Below are 26776 nucleotides of genomic sequence, written 5' to 3'. Positions count from 1 at the left end.
ACGGACAGGGTGTTGCGACTCACGGTGATGCCATAGACGGGCTTCAAGAAGAGCGTCGTCACGGACACATCCGGTGGCGGTGGCATCGTTGGATTGACTGGGTTCGGATCGGCGTTCATGGTTCCCCGGCGCCATGGCGACGTCCCGCGCAAGATGCCGGGCCCGCCAGGTCCCGTCCATCCGTGGTCCATCGTGGGTGGCGTCCGCCGGACACTTCGAAATGAAATGCGTTGTGGTCGGTCCGGCCAGCGGCCGGGATACTCCAGAACCCCCGGAGCGGGGAAGAACGAGTTGCAGGCCTTTTATGGAGACGTGGCACGTGCGGATGGGAAAGATCAGGACTCACCGGAAGAGCTGGGCGCTGGCACTGGGAGTGTTCCTCGCGGCGGGCCCGGTGGGGGCGACGCGGCAGTACCGGGGGGGCGCGGTGGCGACGGCCCACCCGATGGCGAGCGAGGCCGCGCTGAAGATGCTCAACAAGGGCGGCAACGCGGTGGACGCGGCGGTGGCGGCGGCCTTCACCCTGGCGGTGGTGGTGCCCTATTACTCGGGGCTGGGCGGGGGCGGCTTCGCGCTGGTGCATGACGCGAAGACGGGCGAGACGCGCGCCTTGGACTTCCGCGAGGTGGCACCCCAGGCCGCCACCCGGGACATGTACGTCAAGGACGGCAAGGTGGTGCCGGGGCTGTCCACGGACGGCGTGCTGAGCGTGGCCGTGCCCGGGGCGGTGGCGGGCTATCTCGAGCTGCTCGAGAAGCACGGCAAGCTGTCGCGCTCGGTGGTGTTGCAGCCGGCCATCGAGGCGGCGCGCGAGGGCTTCTGGGTGTCGCCCAAGTACAACGCCATCGCGAAGATGCGGCGCGACTGCCTGGGGCAGGATCCGGAGGCCTCGCGCATCTTCCTCGTGAAGAACGCCGAGGGCGCGCTGGAGGCGCCGCCCATCGGGCACCCGCTGCGCCAGCCGGACCTGGCCCGCACGCTCACCACGCTCGCCAAGAGCGGCCCGGCGCCCTTCTACACGGGCGCGCTCGGCCAGGCGGTGGTGGACACGGTGAAGGCCGGAGGCGGCCTCATCACCCGCGAGGACCTGAAGGCCTACAAGACGCGCACCCACGCGCCCATGGAGGGCAGCTACCGCGGCCACCGGCTGCTCACCATGCCGCCGCCGAGCGCGGGCGGAGTCGCGGTGGTGCAGACGCTCGGCGTGCTGGAGAAGCTGCGGCCCCAGGGGCTCGCCTTCCGCGACCCGGAGGAGATCCACCTGTACGCCGAGACACTGCGGCGCGCGTACGTGGACCGCACGAAGTACCTGGGAGATCCCGCCATGGTGCAGATCCCCCTGGAGCGCCTCACCTCGTCCGGCTACCTCGCGGACCTGGCCGGCAGCATCGATCCGAAGAAGGCCACGCCCAGCGCCTCGCTCCTGGCTCCCGGAGAGGCCGCGGGCGACTCCACGCTCAAGAAGCCGGATGCCGGCTGGTATGATCCGGCCACGTCCTCGGAGAAGAAGAACACCACGCACCTGTCCGTCATCGACAAGGACGGCAACGCCGTGGCGCTCACCACCACGGTGAACTACGGCTTCGGCTCGTGCGTGGTGGCCAAGGGCACGGGCATCCTGCTCAATGATCAGATGGACGACTTCTCCGCGCGGCCCGGGGTGCCCAACGCCTATGGGCTCGTGGGCTACGAGGCCAACTCCATCGCCCCGGGCAAGGTGCCCCTGTCCTCCATGTCCCCCACGCTCGTCTTCTCCAAGGAGGATCCGAAGAAGGTGATGCTCGCGGTGGGCAGCCCCGGCGGCTCCACCATCCCCACCACCGTCATCCAGGTCATCTCCAACGTCGTGGACCAGGGCATGGACGTGACGCGCGCGGTGGGCGAGGGACGCGTGCACCACCAGTACCTGCCGGACGAGCTGTGGGTGGACCAGTGGGGCCTGGAGGCGGCCACGCTCAAGGCCCTGGAGGCCAAGGGCCACAAGCTGCGCCGGCTGCCGGCCTGGGGCGACGCGGAGGCCGTCTACAGCGATCCCCGGACGAACCTGCGCAGCGCGGCGAGCGACCCGCGCAACGAAGGCGTCGCCCTGGGCCAGGACTGACCGAGAGGACGCGCGCCACCGTGCCCGAACTGCCCGAACTCTTCGACGCACACCTCCACCCCGAGTCCCTGAGCGATCAGGACCTCGAGTCCATGCGCTATTTCGGGGTGGAGCGGGCGATCGTCGTGGCCCACCACCTGCCCGAGCCCACGTCCAAGGCGCTGCGCAAGCACTTCGACGATCTGGTGCTGAAGCAACTGCCGCGCCTGGAGCGGCTGGGCATCCGCGCCTGGGCGGTGCTGGGCGTCCACCCGCGCTGCATCCCCCGCCGGGGCCTGTCCGAGGTGCTCTCCCACCTGCCCGACTACTTCCGGGGCGGCCGCGTCGTGGCCCTGGGCGAGACGGGCCTGCACTCGGGTGGCATCGAGGAGGAGGAGGCCTTCATCGAGCAGCTCGCGCTCGCGCGCCAGCTCAAGCTCAAGGTGGTGGTGCACACGCCCGTGCTCGACAAGGAGCGCCACACCCGGCGCATCCTCACCCTCGTGCGCGACTCCGGCGTGCTGCCCTCGCGCGTGCTCGTGGATCACGCCAACGGCCGCACCGTGCGCAACATCCTCGGGTGTGGGCATTGGGCGGGATTGACGCTCCATCCGGAGGCGCTCCGGGCCGAGCGTGCCGTGGCGCTGGTGCGCCGGTTGGGCAGCGAACGGCTGGTGCTCAACTCCGATGCCGGCGATGGCGCCGGGGACATCCTCGGACTGGCGCGCGTGGCCAACCTGCTGACCAAGGCGAAGCTGTCCGAGAGGGTGGTGAAGCGCGTGGCCCATGAAAACGCCGCGCGCTTCTACCAGCCCCGCTGACTAATTCACCGCACTCGACTGCAACTCCGTCTGCAGGGTCAGGCGCTGGGCTCCATCATCCAGCGTCGCCTGCACCACGATGCCTCTCTGCCGGTAATCCGCCAGTGAGTCCGCTGCCTCATCCAACAAGCGCTGGTAGCGCTCATCCAACTCCACTGCGATCAACATCATCGTCTCGCCCGCGTCATCGACGCCCGGGCGGTACACCTGGCAGCGCTGGAACCGCGCCCAGCGGCCGTTCGCCATCTTCACCAATTCGCCGTCATAAGCCATTGCGCAGTCCCCCTTTCGACCGTCCGACACGATGCCGGCACGTGAGTGGAATCACTGTAGTCACAAATTTTCCGCGCGCCATCCCCCCCTTTGAAAATTCGTGAAAGGCCCTCTCCAGGGTCCTATAGAAAACTCTTTCCCTCGGAGCCGCCCCGGTAACCGCCGGGCGTCGCACACTTTGTAAATTTGCCGGGCTGTCAATCTGTTGATCGACCCGCCCGGCCGCCCTCCAATCTGGTGGAAGAGAGCGACGGCGGGAAGTGAGCGACAGTGGCCCCCGAACGGGTCATCCCTTAGATTACCTGGGATGAAGTTGCCCTCGTTGTTCCGCCGAGAGCGGACCGTCATCAAGCGGGCGGACGCACAGGACCAGGTGGAGAAGGTCCTGGCCGAGTCGCTGCGTGTGCTCGGACAGGTATGCACCAAGGTCGCGGATGTCATCGAGACCCAGCGCCTGGAGCGTGCCGGCTACGCGCAGAACACCCTCTTGCGGCGCCTGGACACACCCGAGGACGAGCAGGCGCCCAAGAAGCAGTAGCCGCGCTCCACCCATGGACCCCTCCGAGGACCCCTCCGAACAGCTTCCCGCCTGCCTGGGCGCCGCGGGATGGCTGGCGCCCGGAGAGACCCGGGTGCCGCCACTGCCCGCCCTGGAGGATGAGGAGGGGCCTCGGCTGCCCGAGGGACTGCCGCCCGTGGTGGATGCCCACGTCCACCTCTTCCCGGATCGGGTGTTCGAGGCCATCTGGCGCTGGTTCGACCAGTACGGCTGGCCCATCCGCTACAAGCTGCACACCCCCCAGGTGCTCTCCTTCCTGCTGTCGCGGGGCGTGCACCGGGTGGTGGCGCTGCACTACGCCCACAAGCCGGGCATGGCGCGCTTCCTCAACACCTACATGGCCGAGGTGGTCCGCGCCGAGCCACGCGTGCTGGGGCTGGCCACCGTGCTCCCCGGGGAGGCGGGCGCGGCGGACATCCTCGCCGAGGCCTTCGCCGCCGGGCTCAAGGGGGTGAAGTTGCACTGCCACGTGCAGTGCTTCGCCCCGGACGCGCCCGCCCTGCACGAGGTGTACGCGGCCTGCGCCCGGGCCAAAAAGCCCCTGGTGATGCACGCGGGCCGCGAGCCCTCCAGTCCCCACTACGCGTGCGATGTCCACGCCCTGTGCTCGGCCGAGCGCGTGGAGCGGGTGCTGAAGGACCATCCGGACCTGCGCCTGTGCATCCCCCACCTGGGCGCGGACGAGTTCGACGCCTACACGCGGCTGCTCGAGCGCCACGACAATCTCTGGCTGGACACCACCATGGCGCTCGCGGGCTACTTCCCCACCTCCCCGCCGCGCCGCCTGCTGGAGGTCCGTCCCGAGCGCATCCTCTACGGGACGGACTTCCCGAATCTGCCCTATGCGTGGGATCGCGAACTCCGGCGGTTGCTGGAGCTCGGACTCGACGACGCGGTAGAAGCGGGCATCCTCGGTCAGAACGCCTTGCACCTCTTCGAAGGGTGTTGAAAAGCGGGCAGACCCCTTCCGCAACTGACGGGCCGTTCGCATCTTGCCCCCCATAGAATCCGGTTTTGTCACCGGATACGCTTCGAGGCCTCCATGTCCTACATCTTGGTCGTCGATGACGACGCGAGCCACCGCACGCTCATCTGCGATGCCCTTGAGGAAATGGGCTACCGCACGGGGCAGGCCGCCAATGGGCGGGAAGCCCTGGATGTCTTCGAGGGAGAGCTGCCCCAGGCGGTGCTCCTGGACCTGCGCATGCCCGTCATGAGCGGCTGGGGGCTCCTGGACGCCCTCAAGAAGATGCCCCGGGCGCGCGGCCTGCCCATCATCATCATCTCCGGCTATGGCTTCGAGTGGGAGGCCGAGCTCGTGGGCGCCGCGGGCTACATCTCCAAGCCGGTGGACCTCGACAAGGTGAGGATGACCGTGCAGCGCATCATCGGACCGCCCGAAGTGGCGATGATGCACTGAAGCCGCCCTGAAGATGCAGGGAAGGGCCCCGCCTTGCGGCGGGCTCAGGAGAAGACGACGGTCTTGTTGCCGTGCGGCAACACCCGGTCCTCCAGGTGCCACGAGACAGCGCGCGCGAGCACGGTGCGTTCCACCCGGCGGCCGATGCGCACCAGGTCCGCCACCGCGTCCCGATGCCCCACCCGATGCACGTCCTGCTCGATGATGGGCCCGGCGTCCAGTTCCGCCGTCACGTAGTGGGCCGTGGCGCCGATGAGCTTCACCCCCCGCGAGTGCGCCTGGGCATAGGGGTTGGCGCCCACGAAGGCCGGCAGGAAGCTGTGGTGGATGTTGATGATGGGGCCCCCGAAGCTCGCGATGAAGTCCCCGCTGAGGATCTGCATGTAGCGGGCGAGCACGATCAGGTCCACCTGGTGCGCGCGCAACAGCTCCAGCGTGGCCGCCTCCGCCCGCGCCTTCGTCTCCGCCGTCACGGGCACGTGGTGCAGGGGGATGCCGAAGGGGGCCACCACCTCGCGCGCGTCCGGGTGATTGCTCACCACCAGCGGGATGTCGGCGCTCAGCTCCCCCTTCTTCCACAGCCACAACAGCTCCTGCAGACAGTGGTCCTGCTTGGAGACGAAGAGCGCCATGCGCTTGACGCGCGCGGCGGGGATGAGCCGCCACTGCATGCCGAAGCGCTCGGCCACGGGCGCGAAGGCCTCCTCCAGCGCCCCCAGCCGCTCCGCCAGCCCGGGCAGATCGAACTCCAGCCGCATGAAGAAGCGCAGATCATCCGGCTCGGTGTGCTGATCCGAGTCGACCACGTTGGCGCCGTGCTCGAACAGCAACCGCGTCACCGTCGCGACCACGCCGGGACGATCCGCGCAGGAAATCAGGAGCCGGGCGCGCTCCGCGCTCGGACGCACGAGGGAAGGCATGGGGGCACTCATCGCAAGGGGTTCACGGACCGGACGCGGTCCGCCCCCCACACTCCCCTCCCCCCCGGGAAGAGCGGGAGGCGGCGCGCTCAGCTTTCCTTCTTGATCTGCTGGGCCAGGTAGTTCGTCTCACCCACCTGCTTGATGAGCTCGAGCTGGGCCTCGATCCAGTCGATGTGCTCCTCGGTGTCCTCGAGGATGCGCTCGAGCACTTCCCGGCTGCCGTTGTCCGCCAGCGAGCGGCACAGCTCGATGCCCTCGTTGAGGCGCTTCTGCGAGCCCTGCTCCAGGGCCAGGTCCAGACGGAGCATCTCCGGGATGCTCTCGCCCACGTTCACCTTGGCCAGGCGCTGCAGGTTCGGCAGTCCCTCCAGGAAGAGGATGCGCTTGACGAGCCTGTCCGCGTGCTTCATCTCGCCGATCGACTCTTCGTAGATCTTCTTGCCAATGCGCTCATAGCCCCAGTTCTGGGCGATACGCGCGTGCAGGAAGTACTCGTTGATCGCCGTCAGCTCGGTCGTCAGGACGTCGTTGAGCAGGTCGATGACCTGGGGATGGCCTTTCATAGGGCCACGGACGCTACCCTCAGGGTCGACGCGGCACAACTCTCGCGGCACGCGGGCCGCACGGTGTTGGACTGACGGGCCTCGCCGATGAGCTGGGTGAGCTGATCATGACAACCACCGCACCCTGTCCCCGCCCCACAGGCCGACCCCAGCTCCTCGACTGTGTGGGCTCCCTCGGAGATGCGGGCACGAATGGTCCGGTCCGAAACAGCACGGCACAGGCAAACGATCATAGGAGAGGCTCGAAACGGTGAAGGCCGCGGCTCGCGGCGGTCGAAGTGATAATGAGAATAGGTTTCAAAAACGTTCTGGTCAAGTCACCCCCGAAAGCTCGGCCGGACGCCCGGGGCGGGGCACCCCTCGGCGGGTGGGCCCAGGTGGGTGGAGCGGGCCAGAGGGGGGATTGTCAACGGGAGCAGGCGTCGGATGAGATCATGGGCTCGCGCATGGCACCCCCTCCCCCTGATCTGGCCGTCGACGCCCGTGGGCTCGTGAAGCGCTTTGGCGGCTTCACCGCGCTGCAAGGCATGGACCTGAACATCCCGCGAGGCGCCTTCTATGCGTTCCTCGGGCCCAACGGGGCGGGCAAGTCCACCACCATCGCGCTGCTCACCGGCGTGTACGCGCCCGACGCCGGACACATCCAGCTGCTGGGCGTGGACGCGGTGGCGAGGCCCCTGGAGATCAAACGCCACATCGGCGTGGTGCCCGAGGAGCTGAGCCTCTTCGAGCGGCTGAGCGGGCGGCAATACCTCACCTTCTGCGGGCGAATGTACGGGCTGGCGGGCGACGAGGCGGCGGCACGGGCGGCGGAGCTGCTCGAGCTCACCGAGCTCACGTACAAGGCGGGCGCGCTGGTGGCCGAGTACTCCAAGGGCATGCGGCGGCGGCTGGCGATCGCCGCGGCGCTCATCCATGCACCGGAGCTGGTGCTGCTGGACGAGCCCTTCGAGGGCATCGACGTGCTGGCCGCGGGCGTCATCCGCGAGCTGTTGCGCGAGCTGAGCCGTCGCGGGGTGACGCTGCTGCTCACCACGCACGTGCTGGAGATCGCCGAGCGGCTGGCCACGCACGCGGGCGTCATCCGCGGCGGGAAGATGGTGGACGAGGGCACGGTGGAGCAATTGAAGGAGCGCCACGGCGCGCCCTCGCTGGAGGCCGTGTTCGAGAAGCTCATCTCCGTGCCGGCCGCGCGCAACGCGAGGCTGTCCTTCTATGGAGAGGCGCCCGAGGTGCCCGAAGTGGCGCTGCGCCGGGGTTCCGCGTGAGCCGCCCCACCGCGCCGGGGCTCTTGCGCCACCTGTGGTTGCTGTGGGGCCTGCGCCTCAACCTCGGACTCAACCAGGGCCGGGGCGGCAGCCGTCTGCTCGCGGTGGGCGCCTTCCTCCTGTCGAGCGCCCCCGCCTGGGGCCTGGGCATGACGTTCTACGGGCTCATGCGCCTGCCGGGCGTGGCCCAGGACGGCGTCTGGCCCTTCTTCATCCTCAACCTGCTGTGCTTCGTCACCTCGGCGGTCTGGGTGGCGTGGCCACTGATGAGCGCGGGCGTGGATGACCACTCGGAGCTGGGCCGCTACGCCCCCTTCCCCATCTCCCCCCTGCGCCTGCTCCTCGCCTCCACGGGCGCGAGCCTCCTGGAGCCGCGCGCGCTCGTCTTCTACGCGCCCCTGACGGGAGCGGCGCTCGGCTACGCCTCGGTGCACCCGGTGCGCCACGGGCCGCTCGCCCTGGTGCTCTACGTGCTCTTCGCCCTGCTCAACGCCGCCTGGAGCCGGGTGGGGCTGCACCTGGTGCTCAACGTGCTGCGCGCGAAGAACAGTGCCCAGCTGCTCGGCGGCGGCTTCGTGCTCTTCCTCACCGCCGCCTCGTTCATTCCCCCCATCGACACCTCGTGGCTCACCGCCGTGGGCGAGGGCGGCGTGGACAAGCTGGACATGGCCCTCATCGTCGACGCCACGCTCGCGCTCGGCCGCGTCCCCTCGGGCCTCTTCGGCGACGCGCTCCTTCAGCTCACCTACGGCTCCACGCGCCACGCCCTGGCCGATGGGCTGGGCATGCTCGTCTTCACCTTCCTGGGCATGGCGCTCGCCTACGCGCTGCTCCTGCGCTTCCACCGGGGCGTGGGCCGCGCGGGCCCGGCGGTCAAGGAGGCCGGCGACAGCGATCCCTTCGCCCACACGCGCACCCGCTTCACCACGCTGCTCGCGCGCGAGGCCCTGGATCTGTGGCGCAACCCCCGCGCCCGGCTGCTCGCCGCCGTGCCCTTCGTGCTGGCCATCCTCATGAAGCTCACCTCCGCGCGCGCCCTGGCCGAGTTCGCGCTCGGCGCGAGCGCGGATGCCTGGCTGATGGGCGGCCTGTGCATCTACGGCGCGGTGGTCATGGCCTCCACGTTCTCGCAGAACACGTTCGCCTATGACGGACATGGGCTCGCCCTGCTGCTCGCGGCGCCGGTGGAGCTGGGCGACGTGCTCCGGGCGAAGAACCGGGTGCAGGGCCTGGCGGCGGGCGGCATGGCGCTGGGGGTGGGCATCTTCTACCGGGTGTATTTCGGCCGCGGCTCGGCGCTGGACTTCCTGTGCGCCATGGCGGCCGTCCTGGCGGTGATTCCGGTGATCCTCACCGCGGGCAACTTCCTGTCCCTGTTCTTCCCGGTGAAGTTCCACGCGAGCCTCAAGCGCCGGGACAAGCTGCCGCTCACCGCCTCCCTGCTGGGCATCGGCGCGGCGAGCGTGGGCTGCGCCCCCTTCGTCTGGGCCCTGCGCTCCACCGGGACGACGGGCCCCGAGGGACGGACCCTGGCCCTGCTCGCCCTGTGCGCCGCGCTCAATGGGGCGCTCTACCGCGCGCTGCTCCCGCTCGGCCTGCGGCTGCTCGAGCAACGCAAGGAAGGGGTGCTGCGCGCCGTCACCCGGGAGTAACCCCCCAATTCCTGCCCGGACCAGACTCCACGTTAGACTTCACGGCCATGAGTCAAGGGCCACACGCGTGGATACTCGGACAACTGGACATGTTCCTCACCCGGGAGCAGCGCCGCCTGCCTCCCGAGGAACTCGGACGCTTCCGGGTGTTGGTCGGCACCAAGCTCATCCTGTTGCTCGTCTCCCTGATGAACGTGGTGGCGGGGCCACTGCTCTCCTCCGCGAAGTGGCCCGTGGTGTTCGGACTGGTGATGTCGGTGGGTTGGGTGTCACTGCTGATGTTCATGCGCGGACGGACCTCGCCCCGTCTTCCCGCGCTGCTGGCGTGCGGCCTGTTCACCGCCTCGTTCTCGGTGCTCACCTACATCGTGACCACGCCGGGCTTGACCTCGCCCCATGAGAGCGCACCCTCCGCGATCGCGCTCGTCCCCGTGCTCGCGGTCTATCTGGTGGGAATCCGCACGGGCCTGCTGTTCACCGTCATCTTCTGCGTCAACGTGGGGGTGCTCCACCCGCTCTACATGTCGGGCTTCGGCACCCACCATCCGATCTTCTACGAGCTTCACAGCTGGATGAACGGGGTGATCGACATCATCGTCCTGGTGCTCACCTGGGCGCTGAGCGCGTTGTTCAGCTCCGCGCGCGATGCGGCGAACGCCGCGGTCCGCGACAGCGAGCGCAAGCTGGCCAGCCTCCTGGAGAGCACGGACGACATCGTGTGCTCACTGGACGCGCAGGACCGCATCGTCACCATCAACTCCGCCGCGAGACGGCGCTTCCGCGATGCCTATGGACGGGAACCGCGCCCGGGCGACACGCTGGCCGAGCGCGCCTCGCCCGAGATCCGGGAGAACTGGCGGAAGACCCTGGCCCTGGTGCGCCAGGGCAAACCCTTCCGCCGCGAGATCGCCTACCCCCTGGCCAACAACGAAATCCTGGACATGGACATGTCGCTCAACCCCATCCTGGACGAGCACGGACAGGGCGTGGGCGTGACGCTCTTCGGACGCGACATCCGGGAGCGCAAGCGGGCCGAGGCCCGGCTGGACGAGCTGCACCGCGGCCTGGTGGAGGCCTCGCGCCGGGCCGGCATGGCGGAGATGGCCACGGGCGTGCTGCACAACGTGGGCAACGCGCTCAACAGCGTCAACGTCTCCGCCTCGCTCGTCAGCGAGCAGTTGCGCGGCTCCCGCCTGCGCATGCTGTCGCGCGCCGTGGACCTGATGAAGGAGCACGTGAACGACCTGCCCGCCTTCCTCTCGGGCGACGCCCGGGGCCGCCAGCTCCCCGAGTACCTCGCCTCCATCACCCAGCACCTGAGCCAGGAACACGCGACGATGCATGAGGAGATGCAGCGGCTCATCCGCAACATGGAGCACATCAAGGCCGTGGTGACCCTGCAACAGGAGCACGCCCGCTCCCGCGGCCAGGTGGAGCCCATCTCCGTGGTGGAGCTCATCGACGACGCGCTGCGCCTGCACGCCACGTCCTTCGAGCGGCTGGGCATCCGCATCCAGCGCGAGTACGACGAGCTGCCCCAGGTGCCGCTCGACAGGCACAAGCTGCTGCAGATCCTGGTGAACCTGCTCACCAACGCCCGGCACGCCCTGCTGGAGAGCGGACGGGACGCGAAGCTGCTCGCACTGCGCGTGCGCAAGGGCGGGGACGAGCGGCTGCGCATCGAGGTGAGCGATAACGGGGTGGGCATCGCCCCGGAGCACATGCAGCGCATGTTCGAGCATGGCTTCACCACGAAGAAGGACGGCCACGGCTTCGGGCTGCACGCCAGCGCCCTGGCGGCGCAGGAGATGGATGGACGGCTGAGCTGCGACAGCGCCGGGCGAGGCCAGGGCGCCACCTTCACCATCGAGCTGCCCCTGCGTCCTCGGGAAATGGCGGGATAATCAGTTTGTAATAATTTTTTAATTTTTCCTGGGATGGTGTGCCGGGCGGTCGCTCGTAGTCAGTGCAACCCCGCACCTGGCACGCCATGACCCCTGATGCTCCCCCTCGCTCCGGGCCCGCCCCGGTGAGTCCGCCCTCCCGGCGCGGTCCGACGATCGCGGTCGCGCTCGGCGCCGCGGCCCTGCTCTCGGCCGTGGCGCTGCTCACCCGAGGCGCCGAGCAACAGGGCGACGCGTCCGGAGCGGCCGGGGCCCCCACCCCCCGCGTGCCCTCGGCGAACACGGCCCGTGCGGCCTCCGGCTCCAGCTCGGGCCCGGGCGGAGCCGAGCCGCCCCAGGAGAAGGCCCCCCGCTTCTCCAAGACCACCTGCTGGCAGGACCTGGAGCGCTTCAACGAGTCGGTGACGCTCGGCACGTTCCGGGACTGGGCCGGGCCCCTGCTCGCCTCGAAAGATCCGCACGTGCTCGCCTACCTCAAGGAGCGCCTCGCCGAGCTCATCGGCGAGGACGAGGGCCGGGCACTCGAGGTGCTCGACTGGGCGCGCGAGGCCTCCCCTGGGGAGTTCAAGCTGTTCCTGGCGGGCGTCCGGGGCGCTCCGGCGCTGCTCAAGCCCCGGGTCGTCGAGCAATTGATGACCCTGGGGCTCGACGAGAAGCTCGACCTGGGACGGCGCGCGGGGTTCCTCGACGGACTGCAGAAGCTGCCCCGGCTCGAGCCCGCGCAGCTCGAGCGGCTCAGCCACTTCGCCAAGGACGCCGCCTCGGGCGAGGCGGGCTGGGTCACCACGCGCGCCATCGGCCGGGTGATGAAGCAGGACTTCGAGCGCACGGGCAACGTCAAGCCCTACCTCGACAAGCTGCTCACCATCGGCACCGAGTCGCTGGACGAGCCGGTGCGCTACCTCGCGCTCGAGATGGAGATGCACGCCGACGCCCCGCTCGACACGCAGGCCGTCTCGCGTCTGGCCCAGGTGCTCACCACCGAAGGCAGCGGTGAGGTGCGGCAGGTGGCCGCGCACGATCTATCGCTCGCTCAGGACAAGGCCCAGGTGCTGGACATCTACGCCCGGGCCTTCGCCACCGAGCGCGATCTGTGCGTGCGCTGGGCCCTCTTCCGCTTCTCCGCCCGCGCCGCCGGCAAGGACGCGCTGCCCGTCATGGCGAACATGGCCCTCGCGGATCCCCGCTTCCAGGGCGACTACCAGGACTTCGAGCGGCTCTACGCCAGCGGCATCATCGACTACGAGCGCATCTGGTTCAGCCTGCCCTCGCAGGATCCCCATGGCTGCATGGATCACCATGACGGCTGAGGCCCGGAGACTTCCCATGACACTCGCGCCTCGCAAGAACCCGCTGTCCGCCCTGGTGCTCGGCCTGAGCCTGCTCGCCCCGGCCCTCGCGCCCGCGCAGACGTCCACCCCTCCAGCCGAGGCCCCCGCGCTCCGGGGCGAGACGTGCTCGGTGGAGGGCCTGATGGATCAGATCCGCCGCGGGCTCGGCTCGAAGTCCGAGGCCTACAAGCGCTACCTGCGCACGCTCTTGCGCGAGTCCGCCACCACGCTGCCCCTGGAGGAGCTGCGCGCGGCCTTCGAGCGCGAGTACGACCCGGTCATGGTCGAGCACCTCGCGGCCGCCCTCGTCGCGCGCACCGAGCGGGGCCTGGAGGACACGTCGCTGGAGCAGGTGGCCCAGCGCGCCCTGAACGACCGCGACCCGGCCCTGCGCGCCGCCACCGTCCGGGCCATGCGGCAGACGGGCGCGCTGGAGCGCACGGGCGACATGTACGAGCGCCTGGTGCGCGACCCCTCCCCCGAGGTGCGCCAGGAGGCCGCCACCAACCTCGTCACGGACAACCTCGAGGTGTACGGCGGGCGCCATGCCCAGGCGGCGGACACCGCGGTGGCGGCGGCGGCGGCCTCGTCGGATCCCAAGGTGACGGCCCGGATTCTCGGCAACCTCATGACGGGCGAGGTGAGCGCCGACTCGGCGCGCAAGCTCGAGCAACTGCTCGGCAGCGACTCCGCGGAGGTGCGCGCGGCGGCGAGCACCGCGCTCGGCGGAGTGCCCGCGGCGGAGATGGCCAGCGCGCGCCAAGCGATCAGCGCCCAGTACCGCGCCGAGACGGACCCCCAGGCGCGCAAGGCCATGCTCGCGGGCATCGCCCGGCTCGGCTTCTCCAGCGCGGTGCCCGAGTTGCAGCGCCTGCGCGACGTGGATCCGCGCCTGGCGCCGGAAGTCGACGCGTGGACGCGCGTGCTGAACATGAACCTTCAGGAGTGGAGCCTGATCCTGAGCGCGAAGCAGCGGTTGTCTCAGGCTCGATGAGCAGCACCCCAGCACAGCAGCACCCTCCCCCCGGGGGCCGGACAACCGGCCCGAGAGGAACCCCGATGCGCAACCTGAAGACGACCCTGGCCTCCCTGATGACCCTGGCCCTGCTGCCCACGGCCGCGACCGCCTACTCCGTGGGCGCGCCCTTCCCGGGCACCGTGACGGCCACCACCTACTACTCGAGCGGCTCCTTCCACGGCGCGGTGGACCTCTCCAGCCCCAACGCCTGCGGCTACTGGGGCGTCGAGACGGCCGTGAAGGCCTCGCTCTACTGGAACGTCACCATCCGCACCACCGAGAAGGTCTGCTACGGCAACGGCAGCGGCAACCAGAACGAGGTGAAGCACACCTTCGCCAACGGCTACACCTTCCGCCAGTGGCACTTCCTCTACGTGTCCACCACGTCCAAGGACAAGACGTGTGACCGGTGCCAGATCGGCGACGAGGGCGGCACGGGCAACGTCACCGGCCCCCACACCCACATGCAGTACGACAAGAGCGGCACCAACAGCACGTCCTGGTACTCCGGCACGGTCAAGGGCGAGTACCTGGACCGGGACGAGGTCGTCGGCACCGTTGGGTAGCGAGCGCGGGGAGCTGGCATCCCGAGGGAGATTTCCCAGGAACCAGGAAAAGTTGTACTCCTAGGAGGACGTGACTACCCCTCCGACGTGTCCGGACGAGACGACGCTGAGTGACTTCCTCGCGGGGATGCTCGCGGAGGCAGACCGGACACGGGTGCTCGCGCACGTGGATGGGTGCGAGGGGTGCCAGCGGCAGGTGGCCCTGGGAGCCAGTTCTTCTCCGGGCGCGCCGAAGGAGGAAGCGGACACGCCCCTGGCCCCGGGAGCCCGGCTCGCGCGCTACGTGGTGCTCGGGCGCATCGGCCGGGGCTCCATGGGCGAGGTGTACGCGGCGCATGATCCCGAGCTGGAGCGGCAGGTGGCCCTCAAGCTGCTGCGCTCGGAGGGCCGGCACGTGGAGGAACTGCGGCAGCGGCTGCTGCGCGAGGCCCAGGCGCTGGCCCGGCTGTCCCACCCGCACGTCGTCGCGGTGCACGACGTGGGCGTGTGCGACCAGGTCGTCTTCCTGGCCATGGAGCTGGTGGAGGGCTGCACGCTGGCGGAGTGGCTGAAGCAGCCGCGCCCCTGGTCCGAGGTGCTGCGCGTCTTCGTCGACGCGGGACGGGGGCTGGCGGCGGCGCACGCGGCGGGCCTCGTCCATCGCGACTTCAAGCCCGCCAACGTCCTCGTGGGCCGGGACGGCCGCGTGCGCGTCACGGACTTCGGGCTGGCGCGCAGCGCCGAGCGGGAGCCCACGCCCGAGGAGGACTCCGGCCCCCTGTCTTCCGCCCGGGGGCCCGACGACGTCCGCTCTCCACTCACCCGGACGGGCGCGCTGCTGGGCACGCCGGCCTACATGGCTCCCGAGCAGTTCGCCGGACAGAGCGCGGACGCGCTGTCGGACCAGTTCAGCTTCTGCGTGGCGCTGCACGAGGCGCTCCACGGCGTGCGGCCCTTCGAGGGCAAGACGCTCGAGGAGCTGCACCAGGCCATGCTCGAGGAGCGGCTGCGTCCACCCGGCGGCGAGTCGAAGGTGCCCGCCCGGGTGCGGCGCGCGGTGCGGCGGGGCCTGAAGGCCTCGCCCGGCGAGCGGCACCCCTCCATGGAGGCGCTGCTGGCCCAGCTCGCTCCCGCCACCCAGCGCGTGCGGACGTGGGTGGCCGCCTCCGCCGTCGCCGCCAGCCTGCTGGGCGTGTCCCTGGGCTACGTGGCGGCCCACCGGCGCGAGGTGCGCTGCGAGCAGGAGACGGAGAAGCTCGCCGCCGCCTGGAGCCCCGAGCGGCGCGAGCACGTGCGCGAGGCCTTCCTCGCCACCGGCAAGCCCTACGCCGCCGCCGCCTGGGAGGCCGTCTCCCGCGCGCTGGATGCCCACGCCGCCACCTGGCGCACGCTGCGCACCGAGTCCTGCCTGGCGGCGACCCGGGACGACTACCACACCGCGTGGCTGAAGACGGCCTGCCTCGACACCCGGCTGTGGCACTTCGCCGCCGTCACCAACGTGTTGGAGAAGGCGGACGCCCAGACGGTGCAGAACGCGCCCCAGATGGTGGCCTCGCTCGAGGGACTCGCCGGGTGCATGGAAGTCCCCCAGGTCGCCACCCGGCCCCAACCTCCCGACGCCTTGCGCCCCCGGGTGGACGCCGCGCGCCGCCGCCTCGCCGAGGCCCGTGCCCGCCTGGAGATCGGCAACCACGCCTCCGGCCTCGAGGTCACCACCGCGCTCTTGAAGGACATCGAGGGGCTCGACTTCCGCCCCCTGGAGGCCGAGGTGCTCGCCCAGCACGGGCAGCTGCTCGGCCTGCTCGGCAAGACCAAGGAGGCGGAGGAGCTCCTCTACCGCGCCGTGTGGGCCGCCGAGGCCGGGCGCGATGACGAGATGGTGGCGCGCGCGTGGAACCTCCTGCTGTGGGTGGTGGGGGACCAGATGGCGCGCATGGACGAGGCCAACCGCATCGTCCATCACGCCCGGGCCGCCCTGGAGCGGCTGGGGCGCGAGCGCGTCCCGGCGCTCGCCACGGACCTGAACCTGCGCATGGGCGGGCTCCTGCTGGTGCAGGGCAAGCTGGACGAGGCGGAGGCGGAGTTCACCCAGGGACTGGAGCTGTCGCGCCGGACCCTGGGCCCGGAGAGCCTGCGCACCTCGTACCTGCTGGCCGGACTGGGGCGGGTGCGCTCGCGGCAGATGCGCGGCGCGGAAGCCCTGGCGCTCTTCCGCCAGGCCCAGGAGCTGCGCGAGCGGATGTGGGGACCGGATCACCCCACCCTCGCGCTCAACCTCAACAACATCGCCACCCAGTTGCAGCAACAGGGCCGGCCCGAGGAGGCGCTCGCCACCTTCCGCCGCGCCCTGTCCCTGCTGGAGGCGGCGCGCTCTCCGGACCACCCGAGCCTCGCCGCGCCGATCAACAACCTGGCCGTCCTGCTGCGGCAGGCGGGCCGGCTGGAGGAGTCCCGGCGGTACTTCGAGCGCGCGCTCGCCATCTTCGAGCGCGCCAAGGGCCTGGACCATCCCCACACCATCACCGCGCTCGGCGGGCTGGGCATGGTGGCCTACGACGAGCAGAACCTCGACAAGGCGCTCGGCTACGCCCAGCAAGCCCTCGAGCGCATCCAACGCGGCATGGGTCCGGACACCCCGCGCGCCGAGCTGCCGCTGCGCACCCTCGCCGCCGTCCACCTGCGCGCGGGCCGCCCCGCCCTGGCGCGCGAGCACCTCACGCGCGCCCTGCGCCTGCTGGAGAAGGCGAACGGCCCGGACAGCGCGGTGCTCACGGGCGTGATGCGCGAGCTGGGCATCGTGAACCTGCGCTCGGGAGCCCCCCGGGAGGGGCTCGTGCGCTGCCAGCGCGCCCTCGAGCTCGACGAGCCGGCCCAGGGCGAGCAGAGCCCGGACGTGGCGTTGGACCTCGCCTGTCTCGGCGAGGCCCACCTGGAGTTCGGGGCCCCCGAGCGGGCGGTGCCGCTACTCGAGCGCGCCCGGCACATCCACGAGCGGGCCCCCGGGGACAAGCTGGACGCGGCCTGGGCGTCCTTCCTCCTGGCCCGGGCGCTCCAGCACGGCACCGCCGAGGAGAGGACACGCGTGGCCGCCCTGCTGGAGGAGGCCCGGAGCCAGCTGGAAGCGCTGGGGACGCGTGCCCGCGTGGAGCACCGCGCGCTGATGGAATGGCGGGCCCGGCACGCCCTGCTGGCCGAGCGAGGGGGCACCCGATGACGAGCGCAGAGGACGCTCCCCTCACCCGGGTACTGCTGGCGCACGCCCCCGAGGATCGCCGTGACTGGCTCCGGGAGTGGCCCGGACTGGAGGCGCTGCTCGCGGGACACCTCGCCGCGGGAGAAGGGGCCTGGCCCACGGTGAAGCTCGCCCCGGGGTCCTTCCTGCGCCACCTGGCCCGGCACCTGCCTCCCCCCGGGGCGCCCGAGGACGCGCTGCGACAGCTCCACGCGGCCGACCTCTATCTGGCGTGCGCCTGTGCCGAGGGCGAGCCCCAGGCCCTGCTCGCCTTCGAGCAGCACGTGCTGCGCAAGGTGCCCGCGCGCCTTGGCTCGCTGCCGGCCGCCACCCGGGACGAGGTGCTCCAGATGTTGCGCCAGCGGCTGCTGCTGGGCGTGGGGGGAGCGCCGCCGCGCATCGCCGACTACGCGGGCCGGGGCCCCCTGAGCGCCTGGGTGCGCATCGTCGCCGCGCGCCTGGTCGGCGCGATGTCCAACCAGAGTGGACGCCAGGAGCTCTTCTCCGAGCCCCCCGAGGCGCTCGAGCAGTTGCTGGCCCCGGACAACCCGGAGCGCGAGGTGCTGCGCGCCGACTCCTCCGAAGCGTTCTCCCTGGCGCTGCGTGCCGCGCTGGCGGCCCTGCCCGAGCGCGAGCGTGCCCTGCTGCGCATGCACCACCTGCATGGCCTCACCATGGACCGGCTCGCGACGATGTATGGAGAGTCACGCTCCAGCATCGCGCGCCACGTGGCCCAGGCGCGCGAGCGGCTGCTGCGGCTCACCCGCCACGAGCTGGCGGCCCGGTTGAAGCTCGAGGGCCGCGAGCTGGAGAGCCTGCTCGGCCTCGTGCGCAGCCGGTTGGATCTCAACCTCGGTGGGTTGATGGACTGAAGGGCCTCCGGGCCTGGCGGCCGCATCCGGGCCGCCAGAGCCGGAGGGGGTGGCTCAAGGCAGGGCCACCGCCTGCTCCAGCGCCGCCTGGATCTGCGGCAGCCCGTAGGGCTTGGGCAGCACCACCACACCCTCCAGCGGCGCCTCTCCCCGGGGCAGCGCCACGTGGCCATGGCCCGAGGCGAGGATGATCTTGATGCCCGTCTTGCGGCCCGCCACCTCGCGCGCCAGGTCCACACCCGACGCTCCGGGCAGCGTCACGTCCGTGAACAACACGTCGAAGCCGCTGGCGGCCATCGCGCCCTTGGCCTCCTCGGCGCTGGTGACCGCCAGCACCTCGTGGCCCAGCAAGTCCATCAGCTCGCACGCCGAGGAGCGCACGTCCTCGTCGTCCTCCACCAGCAGCACGCGCAGCCGGCGCGACGCGGCGGGCGCGGGAGCACGCTCGGGCGAAGGGGCCTTGGGAGAGGAAGCCGCGGGGGAGAGGGACGCGGGGGACGGAGACGCGGGGAACGTGGGCACCGGGCGGGCGGCGCCGCGGACCGCCAGGCGCTGCTGGCGGCCGTTGAGCAACTGCCTCAGCTTGCGGGCCAGGTCATCCCGGCTGTAGGGCTTGCTCAGCAACTGCACGCCCGGATCCAACCGTCCGCCATGGACGATGGCGTTCTCCGTGTAGCCCGAGGTGAAGAGCACCTCGATGTCCGGGTGGAGCGCCTTGGCCTGCTTGGCCAGCTCGGGGCTGCGCACCGGACCGGGCATCACCACGTCGGTGAACAACAGCTCGATGGGCACACCGCTCTGGAGAATCACCAGCGCGCTCTGCGCGTCCACGGCCTTGAGCACGCGGTAGCCCAGCTCGCTCACCATCTCCACCACCGTGGTGCGCACCTCGGGATCGTCCTCCACCACCAGGATGGTCTCCGAGCCGCCCTCGATGGGGCCGGTGATGACCTGGGCGTCCATCGACTCGGCCTCCACCGCGCGGGGCATGTAGAGCTTGATGGTCGTGCCATGCCCCAGCTCGCTGTAGAGCTTGATGTGGCCCCCACTCTGCTTGACGAAGCCGTACACCATGCTCAGGCCCAGGCCGGTGCCACGGCCCTCGGGCTTGGTGGTGAAGAACGGCTCGAAGGCGCGCTCCATCACCTCCGGCGTCATGCCGCTGCCGGTGTCCGACACGGCCAGCAACACGTACTGGCCGGCGAGCACCTCGGGGTGCATCCGGCAGTAGCGATCATCGAGCACGGCATTGCTGACCTCGATCGTCAGCTTGCCGTTGTTGCTCATCGCGTCCCGGGCATTGATGGCCAGGTTGAGGATGACGTTCTCGAGCTGGTTGGGATCGATGGCCGTGTTCCACAGCCCGCCGGCGGTGACGGTCTCCAGCTCCACGTCCTCGCCCAGCGTGCGGCGCAGCAGATCGTCCATGCCGCGCACCAGCCGGCTCAGGTTGACGACGATCGGCTGGAGCGGCTGGCGGCGCGCGAAGGAGAGCAACTGGGAGGCGAGCTTGGCGCCGCGCTCCACGGCGCGGGTGGCCGTCTGCACGCGATGCAGGGCGCGCTCGTTGCCCCCCACGTCGCGCTGCAAGAGCTGGAGGTTGCCGGCGATGACCTGCAGCAGGTTGTTGAAGCCGTGCGCCACGCCGCCGGTGAGCTTGCCCACCGCCTCCATCTTCTGGGACTGGCGCAGCTGCTCCTCGGTCTTGCGCCGCTCGGCCTCGCTCTCCTCGAGCGCGCGGGTGCGCTCGCGCACCAACTGCTCCAGGTGCTCCTGGTAGTGGCGCACCTGGGCCTCGGCCTTCGCCTTCTCGGTGACGTCCTGGCCATAGATGAGGACGGCCATGACGGGACCGCCCGACACGCGCACGGGCCGGTACTCGAAGTCCACGACGAGGTTCTCGATCGGCCCATCCTTCTTCAGGCGGATGGAGAGATCGAAGCCCTTCACGGAGATCGTCTCGCCCTGGTGGAACACCCGCCGGAGCATGTCGAAGATGGACTCGTTGCCCGTGAGCTCCGGCCGCGCCTTGAGCAGCGGCAGGCCGATGACGTCCCGGAAGCCAACGTAGGGCAGGTAGTTGGCGTTCATCATGTCGAAGACGTAGTCAGGCCCGCGCAGGACCCCCACGACCCCGGGAAGCAGATCGATCAGCTGGCGGAGATAGCGGCGCTCGTAGTCCAGCTCCTTGTTGTTCTCCTGGACGGTCCACGCCTGACCGAGGAGGGAAGCGAGCTGCTCCCCGGACACCCCTTCCAGCCGCTGCCCCTTGGCGCCGGTCGCGCCATCCGCGGTGCGCAGATCCGTGACGTCCACGGCGTGCTGGAGGATGAAGGCCACGTTGCCCGTGGAATCCAGCAGGGGCTTGTGGGAGTAGGTCCACACGCGCTTCTCGAGCACGGGGCCCCCCTCGCCAGGACGGGCGATGGGCTGGACCGCCATCGCGAGCAGGTCCGGCATGCGACTGGCGAGCACGCGCTCGAGGGACTCCCGGAGCTTCCCCGCGCCGTCGGGGTCCGCGGCGTCCGAGTCCTGGGGGAGCACCTCGAAGAGGTTGCGCCCGATGATCTCGTCACGCCGTAGCGACGTAGCCCGCAGGTAGGCCTGGTTGGCCGCGACATACTTCAGTTCCCGATCCAGGACCATGAGCGGAGCGGGGGCGGAGTCGAACAGTTTCTGGGAATCGATCATGTCGGACATGCGGAACCAGGTGATGGCGCCCCAGTGCTCCCTGGCCTGGGGGCGCGACCGTGTGCTTAGTGCATCCAGGATATTCGTCTCACGACAAACGGCGCACCGGGTAAGAATCCCACTGGTGGAAATCTCCCGTGAAATGGGATGATCCCCAAGTGTCGACAGTCTGAAAGTTGACCCGCCTGCCCGGTGGACAGCAGTCCCTTCATACGCTCCCAGCGCGGGGAATACGCCCGCTCCCCACGGGCGGAGAGCGGGGCCGCTCGGCTTCCCAGGCAAAGACAAACACGCTCCAGGCCCTTCGCGAACCTTGACCGCCCACCCGCGAAGGGAACAAGCCTGATAGGCTCCCCTCCAAGCACCATGGAATCAACCGCTGTCGTCGACCCCCGTATTGGCACTGTCTTGCAGGATCGCTACCGGATCCTCCAGCGGCTCTCCGCGGGAGGCATGGGGGTGGTGTACCGCGGCGAGCGCATCGAGCTCGGCCGGGCCGTGGCCATCAAGTTCCTCCACTCCTGGATGGCGGCGGAGCAGAGCTTCCAGCGGCGCTTCCAGATCGAAGCGCAGGCCATGAGTCGGCTGTCCCACCCATGCTGCGTCTCGGTCATCGACTTCGGCGTGCAGGACGGCGCCCCCTTCATGGTGATGGACTTCGTCACGGGACAGCCCCTGCGCACGCTGCTGCGCGAGAGCGGACCCCTGCCGGTGAAGCGAGCGCTGGGCATCGTGCGGCAGGTGCTCGCGGGGCTGGCCCACGCCCATGCCCAGAACATCGTCCACCGGGACATCAAGCCGGACAACCTCATCCTGGCCGAGGCCACGGGGCTGGGCGATCAGATCCGCATCCTCGACTTCGGGCTGGCGAAGCTGCGCGACACGGTCTCGGGCCTGACCACGGGCCTGGCCGTGGGCACGCCCAGCTACATGGCCCCCGAGCAGATCCGCGCCGGGGAGATCGATGCCCGGACGGACCTGTACGCCGTCGGCGTGCTCCTCTTCGAACTGCTCACCGGCGCCAAGCCCTTCGACAGCGAGCGCATGACGGAGGTGATGCGCCAGCACCAGGAGGACGCGCCCCCCACCCTGGGCAGCATCCAGCCCGGAGCGGGGTTCTCCCAGGAGCTGGAGGCGGTGGTCCGCAAGGCGATGGCGAAACGGCCTGGAGACCGCTTCCCGTCGGCCGAGGACTTCGCCGCCGCGCTGGACGCGCTCCCGGACCTGGGCTCCTCGCCCGAAGCACCCCGGGTGAAGGCGCACACGCCCGCCCCGTCCTCGGGCCACGAGGCCACCGTGTCCAGCCGGCCCGCCCCGTCCTCGGGCCACGAGGCCACCGTGTCCAGCCGGCCCCCACCGAAGACGGCGCCCGAGCCGCGAACACCCCTGCCCGCCCGGGGCAAACGGCCGATGCTGGCCGTGGGGGCCGCGGGCGTGCTCCTGGTCGGCCTCGGCACGGCGCTCCTCTGGCGGACGAACGCGCCTTCCGCCGCGAAGGGCCCTCCGACCACTTCCGGCGACAGGGCCGACTTCTCCGTCCAGGAGGAGAGCGTCCCGGCCGAGGACCTGCCCAACATCGAGCAGATCGAACGCTGGGTGAAGGAGGGGGAGAGGCGAAGGGATCAGTCGCTCCGTGCGCTCGCCAGCCTGCGCGCGCAGTACCCCCGGAGCGCCTACGCCCCCTATCTGGAGGGGCACGTCAACTTCGACAACCTCCGCTGGGCGGATGGACTGGCCTCCTATGGAGCGGCCATCCGCAACAACGAGGCCTACCGCACGGACGCGAAGCTCATCCGCAATGTCATCCGCTGCCTGGTGAGCGATGGCTTCCACACGAGATGCGCGGACTTCCTCGCCCGCGAAGTGGGGGCCCCCGCGGCGCCCTTCCTCGAGGAGGCGGCGAACTCGGACCCCTACGCCAACGTCCGTGACCGGGCGGCCAGACTGCTGCGGAAGATGAACGCCCAGCGCTGAGGGCTCGCCACGCCCCACGGGTCCTGACCCGTCGTGCACGCGTGGAGCAGCGGAGGGAGCGAGTCCTGGCAAGCCCGGCCGCCTGTCCGCCGGGTTCAGCGAGCCTGGGCGGGCCGCCCCTCCGGACGAATCCTAGAGGGGTGCAAGAAGGACTCTCGACCTACCGTCTCGGCTATGTGGCCAACTGCCTCTCGCTCGGCCTGGGAGCGAGCCACACGTGCCGGCTCGCCAGTGCCACCCCCCATCGACTGGAGGAGCTCATCGAGCTGAACCTCTCCGAGCTCGAGCAGATACTCCTCTTCAACGAGGCCCATGGCATCGAGCTGTTCCGGATCGGCTCGTCGCTCATCCCGTTCGGCTCGCATCCCGTCAACACGCTGCCGTGGTGGCGGACCCGGGCGAGCAACTTCGAGCGCCTGGGGCGCATCGCGCGGCGCTCGCGCCAGCGCCTGTCCCTGCACCCCTCGCCCGCGGCGGCCTCGCTGACGTCCGTGCACCAGCGGGTGCGTGACGCCGCGCTCGCCGAGCTGCGCTACAGCGCCCGCGTGTTGGATCTGCTCGGCCAGGGGCCCGAGGCGCGCGTGGTCCTCCATCTCGGAGGGGCCGCGCCGAGCCGGCCCGAGGCGTTGGACAACGCGCGCCGCATGCTGGACGCCATGCCCGAGGCGCTGCGCAATCGGATCGTCCTCGAGCATGACGACAAGATCTGGAGCGCGCGCGAGGTCGCCCCACTGGCCCGGGAGCAGGGACTGCCCTGGCTCGCGGACAACCTGCACCACGCCATCAAGCCCTCGGAGCCGGAGTGGCCGCTGGAGCAACTGCTGCGCGAGTCAGCGGCCTCGTGGCGGGTATTGGACTTGCGGCCCAAGTTCCACCTGGCGAGCCAGAAGCCGGAGGGCAGGCCGGGAGCACACGCGGACCGTGTGGACCCGGAGGACTTCCGGGCGGTGGTGGCGGCGCTGGATGGACCGGCGGACCTGATGCTGGAGGCCAAGGAGAAGGATCTGGCGCTCTTCGCCCTGCGCCGGGAAGCCACATCGGTGGGCCGGGCCACCACCGGCGAAGCGGTTCCAACCTGACTCTCCCGGTACGCACCGATGCGCCGGGGACAACCGTGGAGACGGCATGAGCGACACGATCATCGAGCTACAGAAGCGTGACCACATGCTTCTCGACGAGCTGCTGCAACGCTACGAGCGCGCCACGCCGATCGGGCGCCGGGACACGTACAGAGAGATCCTGAACCTGGTCACGACCCACGCCTTCGCGGAAGAGACGGTGCTCTTCCCGTTCTCGCGCCGGGTGCTCGCTTCGGCGGAGGCCATCACGTCGGAGCTCGAATCACAGCACCAGCGCATCAACGAACTCATGAAGGAGCTGGAGGCGTTCGAGCCGGGTGAGGCCGGCTTCGAGGTGCGCGCCCGGGAACTCTTCCCGTTGCTGCACGCGGACGTCCGCAACGAGGAGGATCGTCTGTTGGTCGCGCTGGAGCAGCGCCTCGGCCAGGAGGAGTTGACGCGGCTGGGCACCACCTGGGCCATCGCGAAGAGGGGTGCGCCCAAGCGGGCCCATCCTGGGATTCCGCGCCGGCCGCCGGGCAACCTGCTCGCGGGCATCCCGCTCTTCTTCGTGGACAGGATGCGGGAACTGCTCGCCCGGTGGCGCCGCGCGCCTCAATAGGCCGCCACCGGGCGGATGCTCAGTAACTCAGCCCGAAGAAGAGGGGGTACAGCGGATGGGCCGTGTCGTGCGGCATGTCCGAGCGCCCCGCCTCCACTTCCGCCATCGACGAGGGCAGCTCGAAGGGCAGCTTGCCCTGGGGTGAGGCCTTCCCCGTCAGGACATCGAACAGCGCGGAATCGCTCACGCCGAAGTTGCCGAGCAGGGCGCTGACCTTGTCCTTCACGTTCGTCAGGATCGCCGGGCGGTCCAGATAGACCGTGACGATGGTGGGCACCCGGGCGCTCACGCGCTGGATGGCTTCATAATCGGCGTTGCCCGCCTCGAAGGAAAGGTTGCCTTCGTGTTGCCGGAGCCCGAACACGTACTGGGGATGGAGCGTCTCGAACGGGGTCACCGTCCGCATGATCGCGACATCCGCCTCCTCGGGGGTGTTGACGACCGTCAGACCATAGCTGGCGGCGACGGCACCCTCGATGCCATGGAGGTAGACCTTGCGGATGTGGGCACCCAGCGGGAGCAGCTTGTCCTTGTTCTCCAACAGGACGAGTGAGCGCCGCTGGGCCTCCGTCGCCTCGTCCTGGAAGGCGGAGTCGCCCACCACCTCGCCCGCCCGCTCCACCTCGACGAAGGGGTTCTCGAACAGACCCTGCTGGAACTTCTGCAGCAGGATCCGGTACACCGACTCATCCAGGCGCGCCTCGGACACGAGGCCGGCGTTGACCGCTTCCACGAGCGCGTCGGAGTCATCGACGCCCCCGAACTGATCCAGCCCCGCGTCCACGCCCTTGGCGAAGCGCTCCACCCTGGACAGGTGCTCCACGCCCCAGGGAGTTCCAAATCCCACGAAGGAGGGCGTCTGCCCGGGAGGCGCGCCATGACGGCACGCCTCATCACAATCGTTGGTGATGGCCCAGTCCGAGAGGATGACGCCGTCGAAACCATACTGGCCTCGCAGCAACTCCGTCAGGAGCTGCTTGTTGAAGCCCCCGCCCACCTGCTCCAGGGGCCGGCCATTCAAGGTGACACCTTGGAGGATGGAGTAGGTCGGCATCACCCCGCCGGTCTTCGCGGCGAACGCGCCCTCGAAGGGCTTGAGGTGGTACTCGAAGTTGTTGCCCGGGAACACCGCGTATTGGCCGTAGGCATTGTGGCTGTCGAAGCCATCCTTCGCGGCGCCGTAGCCGGCCCAATGCTTCACGACGGCCACCACGCTGCCCTGGCCGATGCCGTTGCCGCCGTCCTGGAAGCCCTCGATGTAGGCCCGCACGAGCTTCCTGGCGAGGCCCGCATCCTCGCCGAAGGTTCCATGGACGCGGGCCCAGCGCGGCTCGGTGGCGAGATCGGCCTGCGGAGAGAGTGCTTCCTGGATACCGACCGCGCGGTACTCCCGCCGGGCGATGTCTCCGAAGCGCCGCACCAGGGCCTCGTCCCCAATGGCCGCGAACCCGAGCGCCTCCGGCCACTGGGAGAAGCTCCCCGCGGCGACACTGGCGCCCAACGTGAATTGAAAGTGGTTGCGGGGGTCCGTGCTGATGGTGGCCGGAATGCCCAGGCGCGTCGCCTCCGCGATCTCCTGCAACGCGTTGTTCTCCTCGGCGAGGAACCGGGCCGTGCCCTCCAGCCTCGTGATGAAGCTGTTGACCCCTTGCTCCGAGATCATCCGGGTGGCGAGTGCCCTGTCATAACGGTCGACGCCCTCCGTCTTCTGGGTGGGAGCCGTTCCATGCATCATGACGCCCGCTTTTTCCCGCAGCGTCATCCGGCCGATGAGATCTCTCGCCCGCTCTTCAGGAGTCCGCCGCCAGTCCTCGTAGACCTCGACCTGGCCATTCTTGTTCAAATCCTTGAACCGAAGGCCCTCCTTGACGAGGAAGCCAACTCCCCTCCCCCCGAGTTCCACCTGAGACGTCAACAATCCCATACCCGATATCACCCACGTCTAGAATTTGGTGTACCGACATTTTTGT

The 26776-nt window shown here is 70.0% G+C and carries 22 protein-coding genes; 16 read left to right on the top strand and 6 right to left on the bottom strand.

The genetic code is table 11. The annotated features are described in order from the left end of the window. Nucleotides 1-325 precede the first annotated feature (325 nt). Both ggt and F0U63_RS09690 read left to right on the top strand, forming a co-directional pair. A complete protein-coding gene (gene ggt / locus F0U63_RS09695; protein WP_395845608.1) occupies nucleotides 326-2101 on the top strand; it encodes a gamma-glutamyltransferase in 1776 nt (591 codons plus the stop codon). 20 nt (nucleotides 2102-2121) lie between these two features. Further along, nucleotides 2122-2901 (top strand): TatD family hydrolase, encoded by a 780-nt coding sequence (locus F0U63_RS09690; protein ID WP_395845607.1) that lies wholly within the window; start codon nucleotides 2122-2124, stop codon nucleotides 2899-2901. Here the strand turns inward: F0U63_RS09690 and F0U63_RS09685 are convergent, their stop codons facing one another. Continuing rightward, entirely contained in the window at nucleotides 2902-3174 is a 273-nt protein-coding gene (locus F0U63_RS09685) for a hypothetical protein (protein WP_395845606.1), read from the bottom strand. It abuts the gene before it with no gap. Between the two features lie 307 nt (nucleotides 3175-3481). Here F0U63_RS09685 and F0U63_RS09680 point away from each other — a divergent pair, with 307 nt between their 5' ends. From F0U63_RS09680 to F0U63_RS09670, 3 genes are all read left to right on the top strand, one after another. Further along, a complete protein-coding gene (locus F0U63_RS09680; protein ID WP_002630038.1) occupies nucleotides 3482-3712 on the top strand; it encodes a hypothetical protein in 231 nt (76 codons plus the stop codon). A gap of 13 nt (nucleotides 3713-3725) precedes the next feature. Continuing rightward, on the top strand, nucleotides 3726-4682 hold the full coding sequence (locus F0U63_RS09675; protein ID WP_395845605.1) for an amidohydrolase family protein: 957 nt from the start codon (nucleotides 3726-3728) through the stop codon (nucleotides 4680-4682). A 93-nt stretch (nucleotides 4683-4775) separates the two neighbouring features. Continuing rightward, complete coding sequence (locus tag F0U63_RS09670; RefSeq protein ID WP_002630036.1) at nucleotides 4776-5153, top strand: response regulator; 378 nt, start codon at nucleotides 4776-4778, stop codon at nucleotides 5151-5153. A 44-nt stretch (nucleotides 5154-5197) separates the two neighbouring features. Here the strand turns inward: F0U63_RS09670 and purU are convergent, their stop codons facing one another. The 3 genes from purU to F0U63_RS09655 all read right to left on the bottom strand — a co-directional run bounded on the left by purU (nucleotide 5198) and on the right by F0U63_RS09655 (nucleotide 6872). After that, complete coding sequence (purU, locus tag F0U63_RS09665; RefSeq protein ID WP_395845604.1) at nucleotides 5198-6073, bottom strand: formyltetrahydrofolate deformylase; 876 nt, start codon at nucleotides 6071-6073, stop codon at nucleotides 5198-5200. 89 nt (nucleotides 6074-6162) lie between these two features. After that, complete coding sequence (bfr, locus tag F0U63_RS09660; protein WP_395845603.1) at nucleotides 6163-6639, bottom strand: bacterioferritin; 477 nt, start codon at nucleotides 6637-6639, stop codon at nucleotides 6163-6165. Continuing rightward, a complete protein-coding gene (locus F0U63_RS09655) occupies nucleotides 6636-6872 on the bottom strand; it encodes a bacterioferritin-associated ferredoxin (RefSeq protein WP_395845602.1) in 237 nt (78 codons plus the stop codon). Before F0U63_RS09655 ends, bfr begins: the two co-directional genes overlap by 4 nt. Before the next feature lie 213 nt (nucleotides 6873-7085). Between F0U63_RS09655 and F0U63_RS09650 the strand changes: the two genes are divergently transcribed. The 8 genes from F0U63_RS09650 (at nucleotide 7086) to F0U63_RS09615 (ending at nucleotide 18461) form a co-directional block, all read left to right on the top strand. Next, nucleotides 7086-7907 carry an ABC transporter ATP-binding protein gene (locus tag F0U63_RS09650; protein ID WP_395845601.1) on the top strand — a complete coding sequence of 274 codons (822 nt, stop codon included), beginning with the start codon at nucleotides 7086-7088 and terminating at the stop codon, nucleotides 7905-7907. Further along, nucleotides 7904-9559, top strand: coding sequence for a hypothetical protein (locus tag F0U63_RS09645; RefSeq protein ID WP_395845600.1), 1656 nt, complete (start codon nucleotides 7904-7906; stop codon nucleotides 9557-9559). Before F0U63_RS09650 ends, F0U63_RS09645 begins: the two co-directional genes overlap by 4 nt. A gap of 47 nt (nucleotides 9560-9606) precedes the next feature. Further along, a complete protein-coding gene (locus F0U63_RS09640; RefSeq protein WP_395845599.1) occupies nucleotides 9607-11463 on the top strand; it encodes a nitrogen regulation protein NR(II) in 1857 nt (618 codons plus the stop codon). Nucleotides 11464-11588: 125 nt separating this feature from the next. Then, the gene (locus F0U63_RS09635) at nucleotides 11589-12773 is read left to right on the top strand and encodes a hypothetical protein (protein ID WP_395845598.1); all 1185 of its coding nucleotides are present in this window, start codon (nucleotides 11589-11591) and stop codon (nucleotides 12771-12773) included. A 16-nt stretch (nucleotides 12774-12789) separates the two neighbouring features. Further along, on the top strand, nucleotides 12790-13788 hold the full coding sequence (locus tag F0U63_RS09630) for a HEAT repeat domain-containing protein (protein ID WP_395845597.1): 999 nt from the start codon (nucleotides 12790-12792) through the stop codon (nucleotides 13786-13788). Between the two features lie 65 nt (nucleotides 13789-13853). Beyond that, a complete protein-coding gene (locus tag F0U63_RS09625; RefSeq protein ID WP_395845596.1) occupies nucleotides 13854-14378 on the top strand; it encodes a hypothetical protein in 525 nt (174 codons plus the stop codon). Nucleotides 14379-14448: 70 nt separating this feature from the next. Beyond that, on the top strand, nucleotides 14449-17571 hold the full coding sequence (locus tag F0U63_RS09620) for a tetratricopeptide repeat protein (protein ID WP_395845595.1): 3123 nt from the start codon (nucleotides 14449-14451) through the stop codon (nucleotides 17569-17571). Then, nucleotides 17568-18461, top strand: a complete 894-nt coding sequence (locus F0U63_RS09615; protein WP_395845594.1) for a sigma-70 family RNA polymerase sigma factor — start codon at nucleotides 17568-17570, stop codon at nucleotides 18459-18461. Before F0U63_RS09620 ends, F0U63_RS09615 begins: the two co-directional genes overlap by 4 nt. Nucleotides 18462-18515: 54 nt before the next feature. On the opposite strand, the gene F0U63_RS09610 is transcribed toward F0U63_RS09615, so the two are convergent. Further along, nucleotides 18516-21161: a response regulator gene (locus F0U63_RS09610; protein ID WP_395845593.1), complete on the bottom strand. Its 2646-nt coding sequence runs from the start codon at nucleotides 21159-21161 to the stop codon at nucleotides 18516-18518. 357 nt (nucleotides 21162-21518) lie between these two features. Between F0U63_RS09610 and F0U63_RS09605 the strand changes: the two genes are divergently transcribed. The 3 genes from F0U63_RS09605 (at nucleotide 21519) to F0U63_RS09595 (ending at nucleotide 24806) form a co-directional block, all read left to right on the top strand. Then, nucleotides 21519-23126 (top strand): protein kinase, encoded by a 1608-nt coding sequence (locus F0U63_RS09605; protein WP_395845592.1) that lies wholly within the window; start codon nucleotides 21519-21521, stop codon nucleotides 23124-23126. Nucleotides 23127-23266: 140 nt separating this feature from the next. After that, nucleotides 23267-24205, top strand: coding sequence for a UV DNA damage repair endonuclease UvsE (gene uvsE, locus F0U63_RS09600; RefSeq protein ID WP_395845591.1), 939 nt, complete (start codon nucleotides 23267-23269; stop codon nucleotides 24203-24205). Between the two features lie 46 nt (nucleotides 24206-24251). Further along, on the top strand, nucleotides 24252-24806 hold the full coding sequence (locus tag F0U63_RS09595; RefSeq protein ID WP_395845590.1) for a hemerythrin domain-containing protein: 555 nt from the start codon (nucleotides 24252-24254) through the stop codon (nucleotides 24804-24806). Nucleotides 24807-24825: 19 nt separating this feature from the next. Here the strand turns inward: F0U63_RS09595 and F0U63_RS09590 are convergent, their stop codons facing one another. Continuing rightward, nucleotides 24826-26730 (bottom strand): glycoside hydrolase family 3 N-terminal domain-containing protein, encoded by a 1905-nt coding sequence (locus F0U63_RS09590; protein WP_395845589.1) that lies wholly within the window; start codon nucleotides 26728-26730, stop codon nucleotides 24826-24828. Nucleotides 26731-26776 lie beyond the last annotated feature (46 nt).

The organism is Cystobacter fuscus, from assembly GCF_044360685.1.
In the GTDB taxonomy this organism is placed as follows: Bacteria; Myxococcota; Myxococcia; order Myxococcales; family Myxococcaceae; genus Cystobacter; species Cystobacter fuscus_C.
Note: the sequence above shows the minus strand (reverse complement) of the source record. Positions and strands in the feature narration are given on the sequence as shown.